The following is a 22,375-nucleotide window of genomic DNA, read 5'->3' as shown; positions in this document are numbered from 1 at the left end:
CTCGTGGGGCTTCGGGGTGTCTCAGGGTGTGCGGGGCCCGGGCGGCGGGCCGGTCAGAACAGGAAGTAGCGCTGGGCCATAGCCAGCTCCTCGGCGGGCTCGCACGTGGCGATCTCGCCGTCCACGCGGACCTCGTAGGTCTGCGGGTCCACCTCGATCTCCGGGGTGGCGTGGTTGTGCCGCATGTCCTGCTTGGTCAGGCCGCGGATCCCGCCCACGGGCAGCACCCGCTTGCGCAGGCCCAGGCGCTCGCCGACGCCCGCCTCGACGGCGGCGCGGGACATGAAGGTGATGGAGTTGGCGTGCGGGGCGGTGCCCTTCGCGCCGAACGCGTCCCGCATCAGCTGCGGCTGCGGGGTGGGGATCGAGGCGTTGGGGTCGCCCATGAGCGAGTGCACGATCTGCCCGCCCTTGAGCACGGCGTGCGGTTTGACCCCGAAGAACACCGGGTCCCACAGCACGAGGTCCGCGAACTTGCCCGGCTCGACCGAGCCCACGACATCGGCGATCCCGTGCGCGACCGCCGGGTTGATCGTGTACTTGGCCACGTAGCGCTTCAGTCGGGCGTTGTCCCCGCGGCCCGTCTCCTCGGGCAGGGGCCCGGTGCGCCGCTTCATCTGGTCGGCGAGCTGCCAGGTGCGCAGCACCACCTCGCCCACGCGGCCCATGGCCTGGGAGTCGGAGGAGGTCATGGAGAACACGCCCAGGTCGTGCAGCACGTCCTCGGCGGCGATCGTCTCGGGCCGGATCCGGGAGTCCGCGAACGCCACGTCCTCCGGGATGTCCGGGTTGAGGTGGTGGCAGACCATGAGCATGTCCAGGTGCTCCTCCGCCGTGTTCCGGGTGAAGGGCAGCGTGGGGTTCGTCGAGGACGGCAGCACGTGGGGCAGGGCCGCGATGCGGATGATGTCCGGGGCGTGGCCGCCGCCGGCGCCCTCGGTGTGGAACGTGTGGATGACGCGCCCGCCGATCGCGGCCACCGTGTCCTCCAGGAACCCGCACTCGTTGAGGGTGTCGGTGTGGATGGCCACCTGCACGTCGAACTCGTCGGCCACGCCCAGGGCCGTGTCGATCGCCGCCGTGGTGGCGCCCCAGTCCTCGTGGATCTTGAGCCCCACGGCGCCGGCGCGGATCTGCTCCGCGAGGGGCTCGGCGGCGCTCGCGTGGCCCTTCCCGAGCAGCCCGAAGTTCATCGGGTAGCCGTCGAGGGCCCGGAACATGCGGGCGAGGTGCCACGCGCCGGGGGTGATCGTGGTGGCGTTGGAGCCCTCGGCGGGGCCCGTGCCGCCGCCGAACATCGTGGTGATCCCGGAGGACAGGGCCGTGCCGATCTGGTCGGCGCCGATGAAGTGGATGTGGGAGTCGATCCCGCCCGCGGTGAGGATCCGGCCCTCGCCGGCGATCACCTCGGTGGAGGCGCCGATCAGGATGTCGACGCCGTCCATGATGTCCGGGTTGCCGGCCTTGCCGATCCCGCTGATGTGCCCGTCCCGGATGCCGACGTCCGCCTTGTAGATCCCGGAGGCGTCGAGCACCACGGCGTTGGTGACCACGGTGTCCACCACGCCGTCGTCCCGGGTCAGCCGCCCGTTGTGGCCCATGCCGTCCCGGATCACCTTGCCCCCGCCGAAGACCACCTCGTCCCCGGGGACCGTGCGATCGTGCTCCACCTCGAGGAACAGCTCGGTGTCCGCCAGGCGCACCAGGTCCCCGGTGGTGGGCCCGTAGAGGCTCGTGTACTGGGCGCGGGACATCTCGTGGCTCATGCCTGCTCCTTCCCGGAAGCGTCGGGGCGGGGGCCGCCGTCGGTGCCGGGGGCGTCCGTGCCGGGGGCGTCGAGGGGCCCGTTCACCCGGTTCGCGAGGCCGTGGACCTCGCGGCGCCCCGCCAGGGCGACGAGCCGGACGCGCTTGCGGTCGCCGGGCTCGAAGCGCACCGCGGTGCCGGCGGGGACGTCCAGGCGGAAGCCGCGGGCCGCCGTCCGGTCGAACTCGAGGCCGGGGTTGGCCTCGGCGAAGTGGAAGTGCGAGCCCACCTGCACGGGGCGGTCGCCGCGGTTGACCACGTCCAGCTCCATGGTGGGCCGGCCGGCGTTGATCACGACGGGCTCGGGCCGCAGGACGTACTCTCCGGGGATCACGGGCGCTCCTTCGGTGCCGGGGGCGGGCGGGTCAGCGGATGGGGTCGTGGACGGTGACGAGCTTGGTGCCGTCCGGGAAGGTCGCCTCGACCTGGACGGAGTGGACCATCTCCGGCACGCCCTCCATGACGTCCGCCCGGGCCAGGATCGTGGAGCCCCAGGACATGAGCTCGGCCACGGTCCGGCCGTCCCGGGCGCCCTCCAGCAGCTCGGCGGTGATCAGGGCGACCGCCTCCGGGTGGTTGAGCCGCAGCCCCCGGTCCCGGCGCCGCCGGGCGAGGTCGCCGGCCACGACGACCAGCAGCTTCTCCTGCTCACGGGGTGTCAGGTGCACGGCTCTCCTCGGGACGGCGGGTGCTCAGGGACAGTCGTCACCGTAGGGGCTCCGTGTTTCGGCGAGGTTCACCGGGTGTTTCCGGCACGTGCCGGGGCGCGGGCGCCCGGGCAGGCGCCCCGGCGCGTGCGCCCGCGCCGGCTCACAGGGCGAGCGCCGCCCGGGCGTGCTCCTCGGCCCGCTCCCCGGCGCGGCCGGAGGCGCTGACCCGCCCGGAGTCCAGGACGTACCAGTCCGTGGCCGAGCCCAGGGCGAAGCCGATCCGCTGCTCCACCAGCAGCACCCGGATCCCGGTGCCGGCGGCCAGCTGCAGGATCTTCTGCTCGATCTCCTGGACCACGGACGGCTGGATGCCCTCGGTGGGCTCGTCGAGGATCAGCAGGGACGGCTCGGTGATCAGGGCGCGGGCGATCGCCAGCTGCTGGCGCTGCCCGCCCGAGAGCAGCCCGGCCCGGCGCTCGAGCAGCCCCTCGAGGGCCGGGAACATCGCCAGGGACCGGTCGACGGCGGCCCGCCCGTTCCGCCGGCCGTCGGCCACCACCTGGAGGTTCTCCCGGACGCTGAGCCCGCCGAAGGAGCGCTGGCCCTGCGGGACGTAGGCCATGCCGCGGCGGACCCGGGCGTGCCCGCTGAGCCCGGTGATGTCCTCGCCGTCGAGCAGGATCCGGCCGGAGGTCACCCTGTTGAGGCCCACGACCGCCCGCAGCAGCGTGGTCTTGCCCGCCCCGTTGTGGCCGAGGAGGGCGACCACGGCGTCCCCACCGACGGTGAGGTCCACGCCGTGGACCACCTCGGTGCGGCCGTAGCCGGTGTGCACGTCCTGGAGCTCGAGCATCAGGAGTCCCCTTCCCGGGAGTCGGCTGCGGTGGCGGCGGCGGTGGCCGCGGTGCCCAGGTAGATCTCCTGGACCCGCGGGTCGGCCTGCACGTGGGCCACGGAGCCCTCGCTGATCACCCGGCCGTCGGCCATCACGGTGACGGAGGTGGCGTAGCGGCGCAGGAACTCCATGTCGTGCTCCACCACGATCGTGATCCGGTCGCCGCCGATCCGGCGCAGCAGCTCACCGGTCTGCTCCCGTTCTTCGTGGCTCATCCCGGCCACGGGCTCGTCGAGCAGCAGAACCTGCGCCTTCTGCACGAGCAGCATCCCGATCTCGAGCCACTGCTTCTGCCCGTGGGCCAGCACCCCGGCCGGGACGTCCCGCAGGGCGGAGAGGTTGATGATCTCGAGGGCCTCCTCCACCTCCCGGGACACGGACCGCCGGGCGGCGAGCAGGGACAGGGGCGGGCGGCCGGCCTCCGCGGCGATGTCGAGGTTCTGGAGGACCGTGAGCTGCTCGAAGACGCTCGCGGTCTGGAAGGTGCGGCCCACGCCCAGCCGGGTGATCCGGTGCGTCCTGCGGCCCACCAGCTGGTGGCCGTCGTGGTCGATCGACCCGCGCGCCGGGACGAGCCCGGTCACGGCGTCGATGAGGGTGGTCTTCCCGGCGCCGTTGGGGCCGATGAGGAAGCGCAGGTCGCCCTGGTTGACCACGAGGTCCACGCCGTCCACGGCCGTGAAGCTCCCGAAGGACACGGTGAGGTCCGTGATCTCGAGGTAGGAGGGGCGGCCCGTGCGCAGCCCGCCGGGCTGCGGCGGGGTGCGGCCCAGCAGGGAGCTCCTCCACTCGGGGCGGCGCGCGGACAGCATCTCGGGGCGTGCGGCGGCGTTCATCGGGCCTCCTCCGCGGCCAGGGCCGCTGCCGGGGTGGGGACGGGGTCGTCGGGGGTGGTGGCCCCTCCGGGGCCGTGGCCGTCGCCGTCGCCGGGGGCGGTCGCGGGGGTGCGGCGACGACGCCGGAGCACACCGGGCAGCGAGGCGATGCCGCCGGGCAGGAACCCGACCACCAGCACGAAGAGCAGGCCCTGGAGGTACACCCAGAAGGACGGGAACGCGGAGGCCAGGGACGTCTCGGCGAAGGACACGGCGATCGAGCCGAGCACGGGCCCGAGCAGGGTCGCGCGGCCGCCGACGGCCACGCCGATGAGGAACGCGATGGACGGGATCACCCCGACGTCGGCGGGGGAGACGATCCCCACCACCGGGACGAACAGCGCCCCGCCGATCCCGGCCATCACCGCGGCCAGGACGTAGGCGGCGGTCTTCACGAGGGCAGGGTCCCGGCCGAGGAAGCGCACGCGCTCCTCCTGGTCCCGCACCGCCACGAGCAGCTCGCCCCACCGGCTGCGGTGGAGCTGCCAGGTGAGGGCCACCATGGCCAGGAGCAGCGCCGCGGTGACGAGGTAGAGGAGCAGCTGGTTGCGCGGGTCGGCGAGGTCGTAGCCGAACAGGGAGCGGAAGCTGCTCAGCCCGTTGGAGCCGTTGGTGAGGACGGGCTGCCCGATCAGCCAGACCGCGAAGGCCGCGGCGAGGGCCTGGGACAGGATCGCGAAGTAGGCGCCCTTGACCCGCCGGGTGAAGATCGCCAGGCCCAGGGCCGCGGCCACCGCTGCCGGCACCAGGACCACGCCGAGCACGGCGGCCACCGGGTGGGCGAACACGGCCCACACGGCGGGCAGCTCGGTGACGCCGTTCTGCCGCATGAACTCGGGGACCTGCTCGCCCAGCAGCCGGGTGTCCGCGAGCTGCAGGTGCATGGCCATGATGTAGGCGCCGAGGCCGAAGAACAGGCCCTGGCCCATGGTGAGCATCCCGCCGCGACCCCAGGCCAGGCCGATGCCCACGGCCACCATGGCGATGCACAGGTACTTGCCGAGCAGGCCCAGGCCGAACCCGCCGAGGGTCAGGGGGGCCAGGACGAGCAGCAGGAGCGCGCCGAGGGCCAGCCCGGCGGCGGCTCCCCGGGGCCCGGTGAGCCGGTCGCGCCACGCGGCGGCGGGACGGGGTGCGCTGGTGGTGCTCATGCCAGACCTCTCGTTCGGACGCTGAAGATCCCCTGGGGGCGCAGCTGCAGGAAGGCGACCACGGCGACCAGCACCAGGACCTTGGCGATCGAGGCGGTCGTGGAGTACTCGACGAAGGCCTGGAGCACGCCCAGGCCCGCCGCGGCGAGCACCGCCCCGCGGATCTGGCCGATGCCGCCGGCGACGACCACGAGGAAGGCGTCCACGATGTAGGTGGTGCCGAGGGTGGGGCTGGTGGAGCCCACGAGGGTCAGCGCCACCCCGGCCACGCCGGCGAGCCCGGAGCCGATGAAGAACGTCAGCTGGTCGGTGCGCCGGGAGGAGATCCCGCTGACCTCGGCGAGGTCGCGGCTGAGCACCACGGCGCGGACCCGGCGGCCCAGGGAGGTGCGGTGGAGCACGAGCGCGAGGGCTGCGACCACAATGACGGCCAGGGCCAGCAGGAACACGCGGGACGCCGGGACCGGGACGCCCAGGACCTCCACGGGGCCCTGCAGCAGCTCGGGCAGCCGCACGTCCACGCTGGGGGCGCCGAAGACGTCCCGGGCCACCTGCTGGAGGACCAGGGACACCCCGAAGGTGACGAGCAGCGTGTCCAGCGGCCGGTGGTACATGCGCCGCAGCAGCAGCCCCTCGACCAGCAGGCCGAGGGCCCCGCCCACGAGGAACGCGATCGGGATCGACAGCAGCAGGGAGACCCCGGCGTGGCCGAGCACCTGCTGGACCGTGAACGCGGTGTACGCGCCGGCCATGATGAACTCGCCGTGGGCCATGTTGATGACGCCCATCTGCCCGAAGGTCAGGGACAGCCCCACGGCCGCGAGGAGGAGGATGGAGCCGAGGCTGAGCCCGGCGGACAACTGGCTGACGATGACTTCCATGGACGGCTCTTCTCTCGGTCTGCGGGGCGTCGGGGGGCGGTGCCGGCGGCGGCGGGGCGGCTCAGCCGGAGACGCCGTCGGCCCAGTCGTAGCCGGTCAGGAACGGGTCGGGGACCACGGGCTCGGCGGCCTCCTCGACCGTCTCGATCAGCCCGTCCTCGCGGATCCGGCCGATGCGCGGGGTCTTGGTGACGTGCTGGGTCTCCCCGTCCACCTCGACGGTGCCCTCGGGGGCCTCGACCACGGTCCCGTCGGCGGCCTCGCGCACGGCGTCGACGTCGAAGGACCCGGCCTTCTCGACCATCGCCCGCCACAGGTGCACGGACGTGTAGGCGGCCTCCATGGGGTCGCTCGTGACCCGCCCGGCGCCGTACCGGTCCTGGAACGCCCGCACGAACCGCTCGTTCTCGGGGGTGTCGACGGTCTGGTAGTAGTTCCAGGAGGTCAGCTGACCGGCGACGTTCTCCACGCCGATCCCGGGGACCTCCTCCTCCGCGACCGACACGGACACCACGGGCATCTCGCCGGCCTCGAGGCCCACGGAGGTGTACTGGCGGAAGAACGCCACGTTGGAGTCGCCGTTGAGGGTGTTGAACACCGCGTCGGCGTCCGAGGCCAGGAGCTTGTTGACGATGGTCGAGAACTCGGTCGAGCCCATCGGCACGTACTCCTCGCCCACCACCTCCATGCCGTGGGCCGCGGCGTAGGCGTTGATGATCCGGTTCGCCGTGCGGGGGAAGACGTAGTCGCTGCCCACCAGGAAGATCCGCCGGTGCCCCTGCTCCCGCAGGTGGTCGAGGGCCGGGACGATCTGCTGGTTGGTGGTGGCCCCGGTGTAGAAGATATTGGGGGAGGCCTCGAGCCCCTCGTACTGCACCGGGTAGAACAGCAGCGAGTCCTGGGCCTCGAAGACCGGGAGCATGGCCTTGCGGCTCGCGGAGGTCCAGCCGCCGAACACCGCGGCCACGCAGTCCTGCCGGATCAGCTTGGCGGCCTTCTCCGCGAACACCGTCGGCTCGCTCGCGCCGTCCTCGGTGACGGGGTCGAGCTCCTTGCCGAGCACCCCGCCGTCGGCGTTGATCTCCTCGATCGCCAGGTTCAGGGAACGGTTGACGGTCGTCTCGCTCACGGCCATCGTGCCCGAGAGGGAGTTGAGCAGCCCCACCTTCACGCTGTTCCCGGAGGTGTCCACGCACGAGCTCGAGGGCGCCTGGGCCGCCTCTGCGCTCGGCCGCGGGTCGTACTTCGCGCCGCACCCCGTGAGGAGCGTGGCGGCCACGAGGGCCGGGATCAGAGCGCGCCGTGCGGGGACCGTCATGCCGTCCTGCTTTCCGGGGGAGGAGTCGCTGGGTGCCGGGCGGTGGTCCTGCGGGCAGGACCCGGTCCGCCGGGATGGGAGCGACGCTAGCCAGCCGGGATTTCCGGGGTGCGGCGCAGAGGTTTCCCGGCGATGTCGGACGCGGCGCCCGGTTTCGGGCGTGTGTCGACCGGTCCCGCAGCGGCGCCGTCCGACGCAACTCCGTATGCTCGGGACCGATGGAGAGCGCGGTCCGCCGGGACCGCCCCGGTGCTTGGAAAGGTCGTGCGGCGATGTCCCCCTCGGTGCGCCCGCTCGCGGTGGCGGTGCTGACCGCGGCCCTGGTCACGGGGTGCGGCTCCGGGTTCCCGAAGGACCCCGAGGGCACCCTCGACCGGGTGCGAGGCGGTGAACTGCGGGCCGGGGTCTCGGAGAGCCCGCCCTGGACGGAGGTCGCCGACAGCGGCCGTCCCTCGGGGGTGGAGGTCGAGCTGGTCGAGGAGTTCGCCGAGCGGATCGACGCCGAGGTCGTCTGGACCTCCGGCGCCGAGAGCCACCTGATCCGCTCGCTCGAGGGCGGCGACCTCGACGTCGTCGTCGCAGGCCTCACCGAGACGTCCCCCTGGGAGAAGCACGCCGCGCTGACCCGCCCGCACACGGAGATCGAGACGGGAGACGGCCGCACCGAGAAGATCGTGCTGGCCACCCGGCTGGGGGAGAACGGCTTCCTCACCGAGCTCGAGACGTTCCTGGTGGAACGGGAGGAGGGGTGATGTCGCAGTCCGGGGCGAAGGCCCGGTTCGGGTCCACCGAGCTCACCGGCGCCCAGGCGCGCACCCTGGCGCGTGCGGTGCGCCTGGAGAAGATCACCCTCGGGGTGCTCGCCGTGACCGTGGCCGTCGTGGCGCTCGTGGCCGGGCAGTCCCAGGCCATGAAGGTCGCCTGGATCGAGGACTCGCTCTCGTTCCTGCCGCCCCTCGCCTTCCTCGTGGCGGTCCGCGTCGCCGGCCGGCGCCCTACGCCCCGCCACCCCTACGGCTACCACCGCTCCGTGGGCGTGGGCCACCTCGTGGCGGCGGTCGCGCTCCTGGCGATGGGCGCGTTCCTCGTGGTCGACTCCGGCTCCGGGCTCCTGCGGGGCGAGCGGCCCCCGATCGGGGTCACGAACCTGTTCGGCACGCCGGTGTGGTCCGGGTGGCTGATGGTGGCGGCGATGACGCTCACCAGCATCCCGCCCGTGATCCTGGGCCGGATGAAGATGAAGCTCGCGGAGGAGCTCCACGACAAGGTGCTCTACGCCGACGCCGACATGAACAAGGCGGACTGGATGACCGGCCTGGCCACCTCGGTCGGTGTGCTGGGCATCGGGATGGGCCTGTGGTGGGCGGACGCGGTCGCGGCGCTCGTGGTCTCCACGTCGATCCTCAAGGACGGGGCCACGAACCTCAAGGGGGCCGTCGCCGACCTCGTGGACTCCCGCCCGACCACCTACGACGACGCCGCGCCGCACCCTCTCCTCCAGGAGATGGAGACCGTGCTGCGCCAGCAGCCCTGGGTGCAGGACGTGGGCGTCCGGGTCCGCGACGAGGGCCACGTCTTCCACGTGGAGGCCTTCGTGGTCCCGGCCGAAGGGGTCGTCCCGACGCTCGAGCAGCTCGCGGCCGCCCGGAAGCGCTGCGCGGACCTGGACTGGAAGATCGAGGACGTGGTGCTCGCCCCCGTGACGGAGCTGCCGGAGGACCAGGTCCCGCGCTGACCCGCTCCCCGCCCCTGCGCGAGGGGTCTCGTCCCGAGGCCGTCCGGGCTGTGTTCCGACAGGAGGCGACCCCTCGGCAGGGATGTGGGTGGAACCGGACCCCTCGGCGGGGTCAGATCTTCAGGTGCACCAGGCTCGGCCCCTCGACCGCGAGCGCCTCGACGACCTTATCGGCCAGGTTCTCCGGGGTGGCCTCGAACCCGACCGCGCCGAAGGCCTCCGCGAGCGCGGGCCAGTCCGGCTGCCGCAGGTCCACGGCGAGCGGGTCGATGTCCCGGTCGGTCATGTTCTGCCGGATCTCGCCGTAGCCGCCGTTGTCCACGCACACGATCGGCAGGTCCACGCCGAGCTCCACGGCGGTCATCAGCTCCTGGATCGAGAACATCAGGGCGCCGTCGCCCACGAGGCACAGCACGGGCCGGTGCGGGGCGGCGAGCTTCGCCCCGATCGAGGCGGGCAGGCCGTAGCCCAGGGTCGCGTAGGTCCCCATGTAGAGCAGGGAGTGCGGGAGCTGGGCGCGGAAGAACGTGGTGGAGCCCAGGTAGGTGACCTGGGAGGAGTCGCCGCCGATGATCGTGTCCTCGGGCACCACCGCCATGATCGTCTCGTTGAGCGCCGCGAGCTCGGGCGCGGTGCGGCGGCCCTCGTCGTCGAGCCGGGCGAAGACCTCGGTGAGGTCGCGCGGGGGGCGCGGGGCGAGCGGGCCGATCGCCTCGAGGAGCTGCGGGACCACGGCCGCGGAGTGGCCGGGCAGCTCGATGTCCGGGTCCAGGTTGCACAGCATCTGGTCCCGCATGATGTCCACGCGCACGACCGGGCCCCGCGGCGTGATGTCCCCGCCCCACAGCTCGGCCTCGCCCACCTTCGAGCCGATCACCAGCAGGGCGTCGGCGGAGCGCAGGAACTCGTGCGCGGTGGACAGGCGCAGGTCGGCGCCCAGCGAGAGGCGGTGCCGCTCGGGGATCGCGCCCTTTCCGTTGGTCGTGGTGATGACCGGCGCCTCGAGCAGCTCGGCGAGCTCGAGCAGCCGCGCGCCGGCGGCCAGCGAGCCGCCGCCGGCGAGGATGACAGGGTGCTCGGCGTCCCGCAGCACCTCGGCGGCGCGGCGCACGTCGTCGACCGGCGCCGGCTGCGGGGCGCCGAGCCGGCGCGGGGCCACCTGCCGGTCGGTGTAGTCGAGCTCCGCCTCCAGGACGTCCAGCGGGATCTCGATGTGCACCGGCCGGGGGCGGGAGTGGGCGAAGTCCCGGAAGGCGTCGTGGACCATGGTCACGGCCTCGGCCCCGCTGGTGACCCGGCGGCTGCGGCCGACGATCGCGTCCACGGCCGCGGACGGGTTCTTCGTCTCGTGCAGCGAGCCGATGTCCCGGAAGTCGTGGCCCACCGGACGGCCGGGGGACAGGATGATCATCGGGCGGGACTCGGCGTAGGCCGTGGCCGCCCCGGACAGCGAGTTGAGCAGGCCCGGCCCGGACGTGGTGATGACGACGCCCGGCAGCCCGGAGACCTGGCTCCACCCGTCGGCGCCGTACGCGGCGCCCTGCTCGTGGCGGGTGGTGACCGCCCGGATGCCCAGCTCGCGCAGCGGGCGGTAGAACTCGAGCGAGTGGGTCCCGGGGATGCCGAAGACGGTGTCGACGCCGTAGCCCCGGAGCGTCTCCAGCACGGCACGGGCGGTGGTCCTGCGGGCGGTCATGAGCGGTCCTCCAAAGGGTGGGGCGGGTGGTGCGGGGCGGGTGGAGCGGGCGGAGCAGGGCGGGACGTGCGGCGGACGCCGGCGGTCAGCCCTCCCCGGCGGGCCGGTCCTTGACGTAGAGCAGGCGCTTGTTGACGAACTCGTCCATGCCCAGCGGGCCCAGCTCCCGGCCGTAGCCGGAGCGCTTGACCCCGCCGAAGGGCATCTCGGCGCCCTCGGCCTCGGCGGCGTTGACGGCGGCCATGCCCGCGTCCAGGCCCTCGGCGAGCCGGCGCGCCCGCTCGGGGTCCGTGCTGAAGACCGCCCCGCCGAGCCCGTAGGGGGTGTCGTTGGCCAGGGCGAGCGCCTCCGCGTCGTCGGCCACCCGGTAGACCACGGCCACGGGGCCGAAGAGCTCCTCGTGGTGGGCGGCCATGTCCGGGGTGATCCCGGTGAGCACGGTGGGCTCCAGGTACGCGCCCGGGCCCTCGAGCAGCCGCCCGCCGGCGTTCAGGGTGGCGCCGGCGTCCACGGCGGCCCGGATCTGGCGGGCCAGTCCCTCGGCCGCGGCCCGGGAGGACAGGGGGGCGAAGGTCCCGGGGGCGGCCTCGGCCGGGTCGCCCGGGGTCAGCGCCTCGGCCTGGCGGGTCAGCTCGGCCACGAACTCGTCGTAGAGGTCCGCCATGACGATCATCCGCTTGTTGGAGTTGCACGCCTGGCCCGTGTTGCCCATGCGGGTGGCGAAGGCCGCGCGGGCGGACTCGCGCACGTCGTCGGTGTCCAGCACCACGTAGGGGTCGGAGCCGCCGAGCTCGAGGACGACCTTCTTCAGGTTCCGCCCGGCGATCTCGGCGACCTTCGCCCCGGCCCGCTCGGACCCGGTCAGGGACACCCCCTGGACCCGCGGGTCGGCGATGATGTCCGCGACCTGGTCGTGGCTCGCGAAGACGTTGGCGTAGGCGCCGGCCGGCACCCCGGCGTCGTCCATGAGCTGCTGGAGGGCCAGGGCCGCCCGTGGGCAGGACTCGGCGTGCTTGAGCAGGATCGTGTTGCCCAGCACCAGGTTGGGGGCCGCGAAGCGGGCCACCTGGTAGTAGGGGTAGTTCCACGGCATGATCCCCAGCAGCACCCCCACGGGCCGCTTCTGGACCACCGCCCGGCCGCCGCCGGAGGCCGTGATGGGCTGGTCCGCGGCCAGGGCCGGGCCCTGCTCGGCGAAGTAGCCGAAGATCTCGGCGCAGAACGCGACCTCGTCCCGGGCCTCGGCGAGCGGCTTGCCCATCTCCTCGGTGATGACGGCGGCCAGCTCCTCGACCCGTTCGGCGAACAGCGTCCCGACGCGGGCGGCGACGGCCGCCCGCTCCTCGATCGGCAGGGTCCGCCAGGCGCGGAACGCGGCGTCGGCGCCGGCCAGGGCCTCCTGCACCTGGGCATCGGTGGCGGTCGGGTGCTCGGCCAGGACCCGGCCGGTCGCCGGGTTGACGGACCGGTAGGCGGACGGGGCGGTGGATCGGGCGTCGGCGGTCATGGCGGGGTCTCCTCGGGAGTGATCGGATGTCGGCGTCGGCGTCGGCGGCGTCGTGGTCCCGGGGCGGGGACCGGGCAGCGGCGGCGCGGGGCTCACGGCTGCATCGCCACCGCCCGCACCGGGGAGCCGTCCAGTCCGCGCAGCCGCAGCGGCAGTACGCTCACCAGCGGGTCCCGCCAGTCGACGGCGTGCAGGTTCGTCAGGTTCTCGACGATCGCCCCGCCCGCCCCGAGGACCGCCGCGTGCACCGGCAGCTCGGGCGGGCCGGACGCGCCGGCGTCCGGGGTGCGGTCCGGGTTGAGGGTGTCCGTGCCGAGCACGTGCACGCCCGCGGCCAGCAGGCGCTCGGCGATCTCCACGTCCAGCACCGGGTGCGCCAGGTAGCGCGGGGTGCCGAAGTGCCGGGACCAGTCGGTGCGGAACAGCACGATCGTGCCGGCCCGCACGTCCTCCAGCTGTGCGCGGACGTGCGCCCAGCGGATCACCTCGTGCTCCCGGAGCTCCGGCACGTGCACGATGCGCGCCGGTCCCACCAGGCGGGCGAGGTCGAGCTCGTCCACGGGCGAGCCGCCGTCCACGGTGTGCAGCGGGGCGTCCACGTGCGTGCCGCTGTGCGTGCCCAGGTGCAGCTCGGCCACCTGGAAGCCGTCCCGCGGGACGGACGCCGCGAGCCGGGAGTCCACGGCCGGGTCCCCCGGGAAGACCTGCATGCCGGCCTCCACGGGGTGGCTCAGGTCAACGAGGCGCATCGGCGGCCTCCTCCGGCCTGCCGGCCGCGCCGACAGTGCCGACAGTGCCGACAGTGCCGACCGTGCAGGGTCCGCCGGTCCGCTCGGGCGCGGCGGCCCCGTCCCGCGCCCCGGCCCCGTCCGTCCCGGTCCTCCCCGCCTCGGCGAGGTGTCGCTGGACCGGCCGGCCCGGCACGATCCGCTTCGCCGCCAGGGCCCAGAGCAGGTAGAGCGCCGCGGAGAGGACGAACGTGGGAATGGTCGCGCCCACGGGGCTCGGCAGCACGTAGGTGAGCACCAGCGAGCAGACCGCGCCGACGGCCCACACCGCCACGGCGGCGGGGTTGACCCCGCCCCGGTACCAGTACCGGCCGCCGCGACCGCGCAGGATGTCCGCCGCGTAGGCGCCGCGCTGGACCACGTAGTAGTCCACCAGCATGATCGCGAAGACGGGGATGAACAGCGAGCCGATCAGCACCAGGAACTCGGTGAACTGGTCCAGCAGGCCCAGCCGGGTGGACCCGAGGACCGACACTGCCCCCAGCACGAGCGCCGTGGGCAGGAACCGCAGCCTCCGCGAGGGTGTCAGGTTCACCACCGAGGAGACCATGCCGTAGACGACCATGGTGTTGGTGGCCATCACCGACAGGAAGACCACCACCGCCAGGGGCGCGCCGAAGGCGGCGACGAGCACCGTCGGGTCGAACCCGACCGCCTCCCCGCCGTCGAGCACCACGTAGGCGACGGCGGTGGCCCCGAGGCTCATGGCCGCGACCGTGGACAGGACGTACCCCGCGCCGGAGCCGATCATGCCCGCGGACTGCCGGCGGGCGAGCCGGTTGAACTCCGCGGAGAGCACGGTCCAGGAGATGGCCGTGGCGATGACGACGTCGAGGACCGCGATGGGGGACCAGCCCGCCCCGGGGTCCACGGGCAGGGCGGCGAAGTCGGCCACGGGGTAGGACGTGAACGCCACCGTGAACACCCAGGCCATGATGCCCAGGATCACCACCGCCAGCCACGGCTCCACCCGGGCGATGCCCTCGTGGCCGAGGACGGCCAGCGCCACGACCAGCGCCTGGCAGAGCACCGAGAACAGCACCGGGTTCGAGTAGCCGGTCGCCTGCGCCACGAGGAAGTTCACGGTGACGCCGGCGAGCATCGCCTGCACCCAGCTCCAGCCCATGAGGATGACCACGTTCGCGGCCACCGGCAGGAAGGACCCGCGCAGGCCGAAGGAGCCCTTGGTCAGGGACATGGTGGCGAGACCGGTGCGGGTGCCCATGTTCCCCACGAGCACCAGCACCGCCCCGCCGATCAGCGTGCCCAGGACGATCATGGCCAGAGCCGTGGGCCAGGACACCCCGGGCACGAACAGCGTCCCCGTCAGCAGGGTGGTCACCACCAGGTTCGCCGCGAGCCAGATCATCCCGATCCGGCCCGCGCCCAGCGTGCCGCGCAGCGGGCCGTAGCCCTCGGAGTTCTCGTCCAGGTGGTCCGAGAGCCGGGACCAGGCGCTCACGGGCGGGCCTCCGCGCGGTCGGCGCCGGAGCCCGCGAGGCGCTCGTTCCACTGCCGCAGCACCCCGGCGTGCGTGGGGCGGGACAGCAGTGAGACCACCACGTAGACCAGTGCGGAGCTCGCCAGTCCCAGGTAGATGGGGGCGTTGGCCAGCACGCCGAAGACCGCCATGGACGCCACGGTCACCACGGACCCGACGAGCATGGACAGGGCCGCGCCGAGGCTCGTGCCGCGCCGCCACAGGAGCCCGCCGAGGATGGCGACGAGCAGGCCGCCCACCAGGATGTCGTAGGCGATGGTCAGGGCGGTGACGGTGTCCGAGACGAAGATCGAGATCACCGTGATCACCACGCCGAAGACGAGCACGTAGATCCGGTCCCCGCGCAGCGCCTCGGCGGTGCCCTCCGGGGCGGGGGCCGCGTGCCGGGTGAGCAGGGACCTCAGGGTCGGCACGACGTCGACGCGGGCCACCGTGGCCGCGGCGATGAGCGCGCCCGAGGCCGTGGACATCATGGCGGCGACCCCGGCCGCGAGCACGATCCCGCCGAGCCCGGCCGGGACGTACTGCTGCGCCATCGTGGCGAACGCGTCGTCCGGGGAGGAGAGGTCCGGGGCCACGGCGGCGGACGTCATCCCGATGACGGCCCCGGCCACGCCGTAGAGCGCCACGTAGGCCGCGGAGGCGAGCCCGCCCCAGCGGGCGACCTGCGGGGAGCGGGCGGTGAAGACGCGCTGCCAGATGTCCTGGCCGATCAGCATGCCGAAGCCGTAGACCACGAACTGGGTGACGATCGCCTGCGTGCCCATGCCGTCCCAGGTGAAGAACGTGGCGTCCAGCCGGTCCTCGAGCCCGGTCCAGCCGCCCGCCGCGGAGAGGGAGAACGGCAGCAGGACCAGGAAGATGCCGACCGTCATGAACACGAACTGCATCATGTCGGTGAGCGTGATCGACCACATCCCGCCGAGCACGGAGTACGCCACGACCACCACGCCGCCGAGCAGGATCGCCCACGACCGGTCGAGCGGGAAGAGGACCGAGAAGATCGCGGCGTACGCGGAGGTGGAGGTCACCGAGAGCATCACGGTGTAGGCCAGCATCACGAACGAGGACGCCTTGGCCCCGCCGCGCTCGCCGTAGCGCAGCTGCAGCATCTGGGAGACGGTGAACACCTTGAGGGACTGGATGCGGCCGGCGAAGAACAGGCTCAGCGCGGCCAGGCCGGTGGCGATCGCCACCACCAGCCACATCCCGGAGATGCCGTAGGTGTAGCCGAGGCCCACCCCGCCCACGGTGGACGCGCCGCCGAGGACCACCGCGGCCATCGTCCCGGTGTAGAAGCCGGGGCCCAGGCGGCGGCCGGCCACCCGGTAGTCCTCGGCGTCGTGGGCCCGGCGGCTGGCCCAGAGCCCGACCGCCACCATGGCGACCAGGTACAGCACGATGATCAGCACGTTCATGGGTGTCGCTGCTTCCTCGGGGCGCGGGCGCCCACGGGGTCGATCGGGAGCCTCCCCGGAACGGGGTTGCTCTACAAGAAACAAAAGTTGTCCCACATAGTATGATGCAGATCATGTTTTGGGAACGGGTCCGGGTCGTGACGGGCGGGTAAAACCGTCCGGGAGGAGGCGTCGTCGTCGTGAAAGCACTGCCCATCGAGAGCTCCGGGCACACCGCCGCCGTGGGGTCGCGGCTGCGCAACCACCGGCGGCGCAGCCACATGACCATCGACCAGCTCGCCTCCGCCGCGGGCCTCACCAAGGGCTTCGTCAGCCGGGTGGAGCGGGACATCACCTCCCCGCCCGTGGACTCCCTGGTGCGGATGTGCCAGGTGCTGCGGATCGACGTGGGCGCGCTCTTCGCCGGGCCCGCCGACGTGGAGCTGGTCCGGCTCGAGGACGCCCCGCACATCGACCTCGGCGGCGAGGGCATCGAGGAGCAGCTCGTCACGCCGTCGGCCCAGCGCCAGGTCCAGGTCATCCGGGCCCGCGTGGCCGCCGGGGGCCGGGGCGAGGACGCGATGTACAGCATGGACTGCGAGACCGAGGTGCTGCACCTGATCAGCGGCCGGTTCCGGCTGCACGTCCCGGACCGCACCTTCGACCTGGCGGCCGGGGACACCGTCACCTTCCCCGGCTCCGAACCGCACACCTGGGAGAACCCCGGCACCGAGGACGCCGTGCTGCTGTGGATCCTCGGCTCGTGAGCCCCCCGCCCGGCCCGTCCGCCGCCCCCGCCGGCACCCCCGTCAGCACCCCCGTCAGCATCCACCGAGAGGACCGCACACCATGAACCCCGAGCGCATCACCGGCACCACCCCGGACGGCACCCCCGTCGTCGGACCCGTCAACGCCGCACTGACCCCGCGCTGGGCGGGGCTGGGCACGTTCGCCCGCCTGCCGCGCACGGACGAGGTCGAGCACACGGACATCGCGGTGGTGGGCGTGCCGTTCGACGCCGGCGTCTCCTACCGGCCCGGCGCCCGGTTCGGGGCCAACCACGTCCGGGAGTCCTCGCGCCTGCTGCGCCCCTACAACCCCGCGCAGAACGTCTCGCCGTTCGCCGGGGCGCAGGTCGCCGACGCCGGGGACATCGTGGCCAACCCCTTCGACATCCCCGAGGCGATCGCCTCCATCGAGGCCCAGGCCAAGGAGCTCATGGGCGAGGACACCCGGCTCGTGGCGATCGGCGGCGACCACACCATCGCCCTGCCGCTGCTGCGCGCCGCCCACGCGCGCCACGGCGAGGTCGCGCTGCTGCACTTCGACGCCCACCTGGACACCTGGGACACCTACTTCGGCGCCGAGTACACCCACGGCACCCCCTTCCGCCGGGCGTTCGAGGAGGGCCTGCTCGACACGGACGCCGTGTGCCACGTCGGCACCCGCGGGCCGCTCTACGGCACCGAGGACCTCGACGACGACGCCCGCTTCGGCTTCGGCATCGTCTCCTCCGCCGACGTCATGCGGCTGGGGGTGGACGCCGTCGTCGCGCACCTGCGCGAGCGCGTCGGCGACCGCCCGCTCTACGTCTCGCTGGACATCGACGTGCTGGACCCGGCCCACGCCCCCGGCACCGGGACCCCCGAGGCCGGTGGCATGACCAGCCGGGAGGTGCTCGAGATCCTGCGCGGGCTGCGCGGGACGAACGTGGTCGGCTGCGACGTCGTCGAGGTCGCCCCGGCCTACGACCACGCCGAGATCACCGGGGTGGCGGCCGCCCACGTGGCCTACGAGCTCATCAGCCTCCTCGCGCTGGGGCCCGGCGCGGCGCCGGGCGGACCCGCCTACGGGCTGGCCGGGCACGTCTACGGGGACGCCGTCCCGGCGCAGGCCCCGGTGCAGGGCCCGGCGGGGGAGGACCGGTGACCGGGGGCGCGGCCGTGACCCCCCGGCCCGACTACACCTCGCTGTTCGCCCACCGCTCCGAGGAGTTCCGCCCCTCCCCGGTCCGGGCCGTGTTCGAGATCGCGATGCGCCCCGGGATCATCTCCCTGGCCGGCGGCAACCCGGACATGAGCGTGCTCCCGCACGACGTGGTGGCCGCGATGTCGGCGCGGATCCTCGCCGAGCGCGGCCCCGAGGTGCTCCAGTACGGCTCCGGGGCCGGGATCGGGCGCCTGCCCGGGCTGGTCGTGGAGCTCATGCGCCTGCAGGGCGCGGAGACCACGCCGGACACGATCCAGATCACCGCCGGGTCCCAGGCGGGTCTCGACCTCGTGACCAAGCTGTTCTGCGACCCGGGGGACGTGGTCGTGGCCGAGGGCCCCACCTACGTGGGGGCCCTCGGCGTCTTCGGCAGCTACGAGGTCGAGGTCGCCCACGTGGACGTCGACGACGACGGACTGGACCCCGAGGCGGTCGCCGGGCGGATCGACGGGCTGCGGGCCGCCGGCCGGAGCGTGAAGTTCGTCTACACCATCCCGAACTTCCACAACCCCACCGGGGTGACCCTCACCGAGGAGCGGCGCCGGCGGCTCGTGGAGGTCTGCGCCGAGCGCGGGGTGCTCATCCTCGAGGACGACCCGTACGCGCTGCTCGGCTTCGACCGCGCCCACCGGCTCCCGTCCCTGTACTCGCTGGACCCGGGCACCGTGATCCATCTGGGCAGCTTCTCCAAGATCTTCTCGCCCGGGCTGCGGGTCGGCTGGATCGCGGCGGCGCCGGCGGTGCGGGCCCGGCTGCAGATCGCGGCCGAGGCCGTGACCATCCACCCGTCCGTGCTCGGCCAGGAGCTCGCCGCCGAGTACGTGGCCAGCGAGCACTGGCGGCCCGCCCTGGACCGGGCGGTGGACCTGTACCGCGCGCGCTGCGCCGCCATGATGACCGCCCTCGAGCGGTTCATGCCCGAGGGGGTGCGCTGGACGCGTCCCGCCGGCGGCTTCTTCACGTGGCTGGACCTGGACCCGGCCCTCGACCACGGGGACCTCCTGGGCCGGGCCATCGGGCACGGCGTGGTGCTGGTGCCCGGCGGCGCCTGCTACGCGGACGGGCGCGCCTCCACGAGCCTGCGCCTCGCCTACTCCGCGGCCTCGCCGGAGGACATCACCGAAGGGGTCCGGCGGGTGGGGGAGATGCTGCGCGACTGACCTGCTGGGCCTCGGCGCCGCCCCCGGAGCTGGTGCGGTGTCCCCGGGAGGGGCGATACTGACCGCATGAGCGAGGAGCGGGCCGGGGGACTGTGGTTCTGCGCCCGGGGGAGCGGGCCGGAGTTCGTCCTGCTGCACCCCGGGGGCACGGACTCCCGAGCCCTGGGCCCGCTGGTCGCGGAACTGGCCGGCCGGTACCGGGTGATCACCCCCGATCAGCGCGCGCACGGCCGCACCCCCGACCGGGAGGGCCCGCTCTCCTACGCGGCGATGGCCGAGGACACGATCGCCTTCCTCGAGGAGGAGGCCGGCGCCCCGGTGCACCTGCTGGGGTACAGCGACGGCGCCGTCGTCGCCCTGACCGTGGCGCTGCGCCGTCCCGACCTGGTCCGGGACCTGGTGCTGGCGGCGGGGGTGCACCACCGCGACGGGTGGGAGCCCGGCGTCCTGGCGGGCGAGGCGGAGGTGCCGGCCTTCATGGTCGACGCCTACGCGGAGGTCTCCCCCGACGGGCGCGAGCACTACGGCGAGGTCGCGGCGAAGCTGCGGCGGATGCACGAGGAGGGACCGGTCTTCCCGGACGCGGACCTGGCGGGCCTCGACCTCCCCGTCCTGGTGCTCGTCGGCGACGACGACGAGGTGCGGCTCGAGCACGCCGTGGCCGCGTACCGCGCTCTGCCCCACGGGGAGCTGGCCGTGGTCCCGCACGCCTCCCACGGCGTGCTGGTCGAGAAGCCGCAGCTGTGCGCGCGCCTGATCACCGACTTCCACGCCGCCGACAAGCCGGCCACGTTCGCCCCGAGACGGCGCCGCTCCCTGGGGGCCGGCGCCGAGGAGGCGCAATGAGCACGCAGAGCCCCGGCGCGGGCGTCGTGATGCCGGCGGCGTTCTTCGGGCACGGCAACCCGATGAACGCCCTGGAGGTCAACCGGTACACCTCCGCCTGGCGGGCGTTCGGGGCCTCGGTGCCGCGGCCCCGGGCGATCCTGGTGGTGAGTGCCCACTGGTACATCAACGCCACCGCGGTCACCGCGATGCCGGCCCCGCGCACCATCCACGACTTCTACGGCTTCCCGCAGGAGCTCTTCGACGTGCAGTACCCCGCCCCCGGGCTGCCGGGCCTGGTCGAGGAGATCAGCGACACCGTCCACCCCACCTGGATCGGCGCCGACGTCGACAGCTGGGGGATCGACCACGGCACCTGGTCCGTGCTCACCCACGCCTTCCCGGACGCCTCGGTCCCGGTGCTGCAGATGAGCATCAACGCCGACAAGCCCCTGGGCTACCACCTGGACCTCGGGGCCCGGCTGGCGCCCCTGCGGGAGGCGGGCGTGCTGATCGTCACCAGCGGCAACATCGTGCACAACCTGGGCGGGATGGACTGGACGCGCACCGACGACGGCTACGACTGGGCGCGGCGCTTCAACGAGGACGCCAAGGAGCGCCTCCTCACCGACCCCACCGAGCTGGCAGCCCTGGACACCCACCGCGACTGGGACCTGGCCGTGCCCACCCCCGACCACTTCATCCCGTCCCTGTACCTGGCCGGGCTCGCCGGGGCCGCCGGCTCCGCGGACACCGCGGTGCTCGTCGACGGGTACTCCTACGGCTCGCTGTCGATGACCGCCTACACCCTGGGCATGGACTGCCCCCAGTCGGCCGGTGCGGGCGGGTCCTCCCGGCCGCCGGCCGACCTTCCTCCGGACGCCTCCAACATCTGAGCCCGGAGGCCCGGGGCCGGCGACCTGTCCGGTGGACGCGGGGGCTCCGCAACGGCGGCCGGCTCCTCGCGCACCGGCGCCCCACCGGGCCCGTCCGGTCGTCGGCCTGCCGATGGCTAAGCTCGGGGGGACGACGTCGAGCTGCTCCGCGGGGCAGCCTCCGAGGCCGCGGCACCACGTGCCGTGCGCTCGGGGGAGGAGGCCATGTGCAGTCACTGACCGTAGGGGTTCTCGCTGATCCGGGGCTGCCGGAGAAGGTGGCCCGCCGGGTGGCCGAGGACCTGCCGCGGGCGCTCGCGGAACGCTCCGGCCCGGAGATCTCCTGGACGGTGGAGGTCAGCCGCGAGACCTTGCCCCTGACGGCCGAGGGGAACATCCCGCTGCTGGACAAGGCCGGCCGGCTGCGCGAGGAGCACGGGTGGGACTTCGTGGTGTACCTGACGGACCTGCCGCGCGTCCACGACGGGGAACCGCTGCTCTGCGAGGTCGGCGCGGCCGACGCCGCAGCGCTGGTTTCGCTGCCGGGCCTGGGCGCCGACCACTTCTCCCGCAAGGCCTGCCGGCTGCTGGCCGCCCTGGTCGGCGCGATCCGGGACGGCGCCGAGGACGCCCCTTCGCCGTCCGCGGTGCACGGGGCCCTGGGACGGGCGGCGGCGCGCAAGGTCTCCTCGGGGGAGGCGGGAGGCGCGGCCTACGTCGTGCTGCCCGGGCGGATGAACCGGCTGCGGCTGCTGATCGGCATGATCCTGAGCAACCAGCCCGGGCGCCTGCTGCCGGCCCTGGCCAGCTGTGTGGCGGCCGCGGCTGCCACCGGCGCCTTCGGCATCTTCTACGCCTCCATCTGGAACATGTCCGATGTCCTGTCCCCGCTCCGGCTGGCCACGATCAGCGTGGTGGTCACCGCCGCGCTCAGCGGCTGGCTCATCATCCACAACGGCCTGTGGAACCGTTCCGCGGACGACGGCGAACCCTGGCGGTCCCGGTCGGACAACGCCTCCACCGTCATCACCGTGTGGCTGAGCGTGGCCCTGATGTACGTGCTCCTGTGGGCGATGCTGCTCCTCGTGGGCCTGGCGGTGATCGAGGCCGGCTACCTCGAGTCCCAGCTGGGCCATCCCGTCGATCTCCTCGACTACCTGCACCTGTCCTGGCTCGCCGCGTCGCTGGGCACCCTGGCCGGCGCCCTGGGCTCGAACTTCGACAGCGACGAGGCCATCCGCGAGGCCACCTACAGCCGCCGGGAGCACCAGCGCCGCCGGCTCGCCGACACCTACGACGACTGACCCGGCGCGGCCGGGTCACCCC

General features: G+C 73.6%; 21 protein-coding genes. 8 read left to right on the top strand and 13 right to left on the bottom strand.

Annotated elements, in window-relative coordinates:
• Positions 1-53 precede the first annotated feature (53 nt).
• The 8 genes from ureC to urtA form a co-directional block, all read right to left on the bottom strand.
• Positions 54-1,766, bottom strand: a complete 1,713-nt coding sequence (gene ureC, locus EQG70_RS15540; protein ID WP_109243090.1) for an urease subunit alpha — start codon at positions 1,764-1,766, stop codon at positions 54-56.
• Entirely contained in the window at positions 1,763-2,140 is a 378-nt protein-coding gene (locus EQG70_RS15535) for an urease subunit beta (protein WP_109243089.1), read from the bottom strand. The genes ureC and EQG70_RS15535 overlap by 4 nt, the downstream gene beginning before the upstream one ends.
• A gap of 31 nt (positions 2,141-2,171) precedes the next feature.
• Positions 2,172-2,474, bottom strand: a complete 303-nt coding sequence (locus EQG70_RS15530; RefSeq protein WP_017834798.1) for an urease subunit gamma — start codon at positions 2,472-2,474, stop codon at positions 2,172-2,174.
• A gap of 142 nt (positions 2,475-2,616) precedes the next feature.
• Entirely contained in the window at positions 2,617-3,309 is a 693-nt protein-coding gene (locus tag EQG70_RS15525; protein WP_035923281.1) for an ATP-binding cassette domain-containing protein, read from the bottom strand.
• Entirely contained in the window at positions 3,309-4,187 is an 879-nt protein-coding gene (urtD, locus tag EQG70_RS15520) for an urea ABC transporter ATP-binding protein UrtD (RefSeq protein ID WP_197722654.1), read from the bottom strand. The genes EQG70_RS15525 and urtD overlap by 1 nt, the downstream gene beginning before the upstream one ends.
• Positions 4,184-5,377, bottom strand: a complete 1,194-nt coding sequence (urtC, locus tag EQG70_RS15515; RefSeq protein WP_017834801.1) for an urea ABC transporter permease subunit UrtC — start codon at positions 5,375-5,377, stop codon at positions 4,184-4,186. Before urtC ends, urtD begins: the two co-directional genes overlap by 4 nt.
• Positions 5,374-6,258, bottom strand: a complete 885-nt coding sequence (gene urtB, locus EQG70_RS15510) for an urea ABC transporter permease subunit UrtB (RefSeq protein ID WP_109243088.1) — start codon at positions 6,256-6,258, stop codon at positions 5,374-5,376. The genes urtC and urtB overlap by 4 nt, the downstream gene beginning before the upstream one ends.
• A gap of 61 nt (positions 6,259-6,319) precedes the next feature.
• On the bottom strand, positions 6,320-7,576 hold the full coding sequence (urtA, locus tag EQG70_RS15505) for an urea ABC transporter substrate-binding protein (protein ID WP_109243087.1): 1,257 nt from the start codon (positions 7,574-7,576) through the stop codon (positions 6,320-6,322).
• A 272-nt stretch (positions 7,577-7,848) separates the two neighbouring features.
• Here urtA and EQG70_RS15500 point away from each other — a divergent pair, with 272 nt between their 5' ends.
• Together EQG70_RS15500 and EQG70_RS15495 are read left to right on the top strand one after the other, a co-directional pair.
• A complete protein-coding gene (locus EQG70_RS15500; protein ID WP_017834804.1) occupies positions 7,849-8,328 on the top strand; it encodes a substrate-binding periplasmic protein in 480 nt (159 codons plus the stop codon).
• A complete protein-coding gene (locus EQG70_RS15495) occupies positions 8,328-9,311 on the top strand; it encodes a cation diffusion facilitator family transporter (RefSeq protein ID WP_167508921.1) in 984 nt (327 codons plus the stop codon). Before EQG70_RS15500 ends, EQG70_RS15495 begins: the two co-directional genes overlap by 1 nt.
• 112 nt (positions 9,312-9,423) lie before the next feature.
• Here the strand turns inward: EQG70_RS15495 and EQG70_RS15490 are convergent, their stop codons facing one another.
• From EQG70_RS15490 to EQG70_RS15470, 5 genes are all read right to left on the bottom strand, one after another.
• Positions 9,424-11,007, bottom strand: a complete 1,584-nt coding sequence (locus tag EQG70_RS15490; protein ID WP_109268298.1) for a thiamine pyrophosphate-binding protein — start codon at positions 11,005-11,007, stop codon at positions 9,424-9,426.
• A gap of 85 nt (positions 11,008-11,092) precedes the next feature.
• Positions 11,093-12,514 (bottom strand): NAD-dependent succinate-semialdehyde dehydrogenase, encoded by a 1,422-nt coding sequence (locus EQG70_RS15485; protein WP_109268297.1) that lies wholly within the window; start codon positions 12,512-12,514, stop codon positions 11,093-11,095.
• A gap of 92 nt (positions 12,515-12,606) precedes the next feature.
• A complete protein-coding gene (locus EQG70_RS15480) occupies positions 12,607-13,263 on the bottom strand; it encodes a cyclase family protein (RefSeq protein ID WP_095651243.1) in 657 nt (218 codons plus the stop codon).
• Positions 13,250-14,764: a purine-cytosine permease family protein gene (locus EQG70_RS15475; RefSeq protein WP_109268296.1), complete on the bottom strand. Its 1,515-nt coding sequence runs from the start codon at positions 14,762-14,764 to the stop codon at positions 13,250-13,252. Before EQG70_RS15475 ends, EQG70_RS15480 begins: the two co-directional genes overlap by 14 nt.
• Positions 14,761-16,221 (bottom strand): sodium:solute symporter family protein, encoded by a 1,461-nt coding sequence (locus EQG70_RS15470; protein ID WP_109268295.1) that lies wholly within the window; start codon positions 16,219-16,221, stop codon positions 14,761-14,763. The genes EQG70_RS15475 and EQG70_RS15470 overlap by 4 nt, the downstream gene beginning before the upstream one ends.
• A 179-nt stretch (positions 16,222-16,400) precedes the next feature.
• Between EQG70_RS15470 and EQG70_RS15465 the strand changes: the two genes are divergently transcribed.
• From EQG70_RS15465 to EQG70_RS15440, 6 genes are all read left to right on the top strand, one after another.
• Positions 16,401-16,967, top strand: a complete 567-nt coding sequence (locus tag EQG70_RS15465) for a helix-turn-helix domain-containing protein (RefSeq protein WP_109268294.1) — start codon at positions 16,401-16,403, stop codon at positions 16,965-16,967.
• An 82-nt stretch (positions 16,968-17,049) separates the two neighbouring features.
• Positions 17,050-18,129, top strand: coding sequence for an agmatinase (gene speB / locus EQG70_RS15460; RefSeq protein WP_109268293.1), 1,080 nt, complete (start codon positions 17,050-17,052; stop codon positions 18,127-18,129).
• Positions 18,126-19,349: an aminotransferase-like domain-containing protein gene (locus EQG70_RS15455; RefSeq protein ID WP_109268292.1), complete on the top strand. Its 1,224-nt coding sequence runs from the start codon at positions 18,126-18,128 to the stop codon at positions 19,347-19,349. Before speB ends, EQG70_RS15455 begins: the two co-directional genes overlap by 4 nt.
• Positions 19,350-19,415: 66 nt before the next feature.
• Positions 19,416-20,195, top strand: a complete 780-nt coding sequence (locus EQG70_RS15450; protein WP_109268291.1) for an alpha/beta fold hydrolase — start codon at positions 19,416-19,418, stop codon at positions 20,193-20,195.
• Positions 20,192-21,070, top strand: a complete 879-nt coding sequence (ygiD, locus tag EQG70_RS15445) for a 4,5-DOPA-extradiol-dioxygenase (protein ID WP_197722656.1) — start codon at positions 20,192-20,194, stop codon at positions 21,068-21,070. Before EQG70_RS15450 ends, ygiD begins: the two co-directional genes overlap by 4 nt.
• A 206-nt stretch (positions 21,071-21,276) precedes the next feature.
• Positions 21,277-22,353, top strand: a complete 1,077-nt coding sequence (locus EQG70_RS15440) for a DUF2267 domain-containing protein (protein WP_126346578.1) — start codon at positions 21,277-21,279, stop codon at positions 22,351-22,353.
• Positions 22,354-22,375 lie beyond the last annotated feature (22 nt).

This window comes from Kocuria rosea (assembly GCF_006094695.1).
GTDB classification, from domain to species: domain Bacteria; phylum Actinomycetota; class Actinomycetes; order Actinomycetales; family Micrococcaceae; genus Kocuria; species Kocuria rosea.
This window is presented reverse-complemented; position numbering and strand designations above follow the sequence as displayed.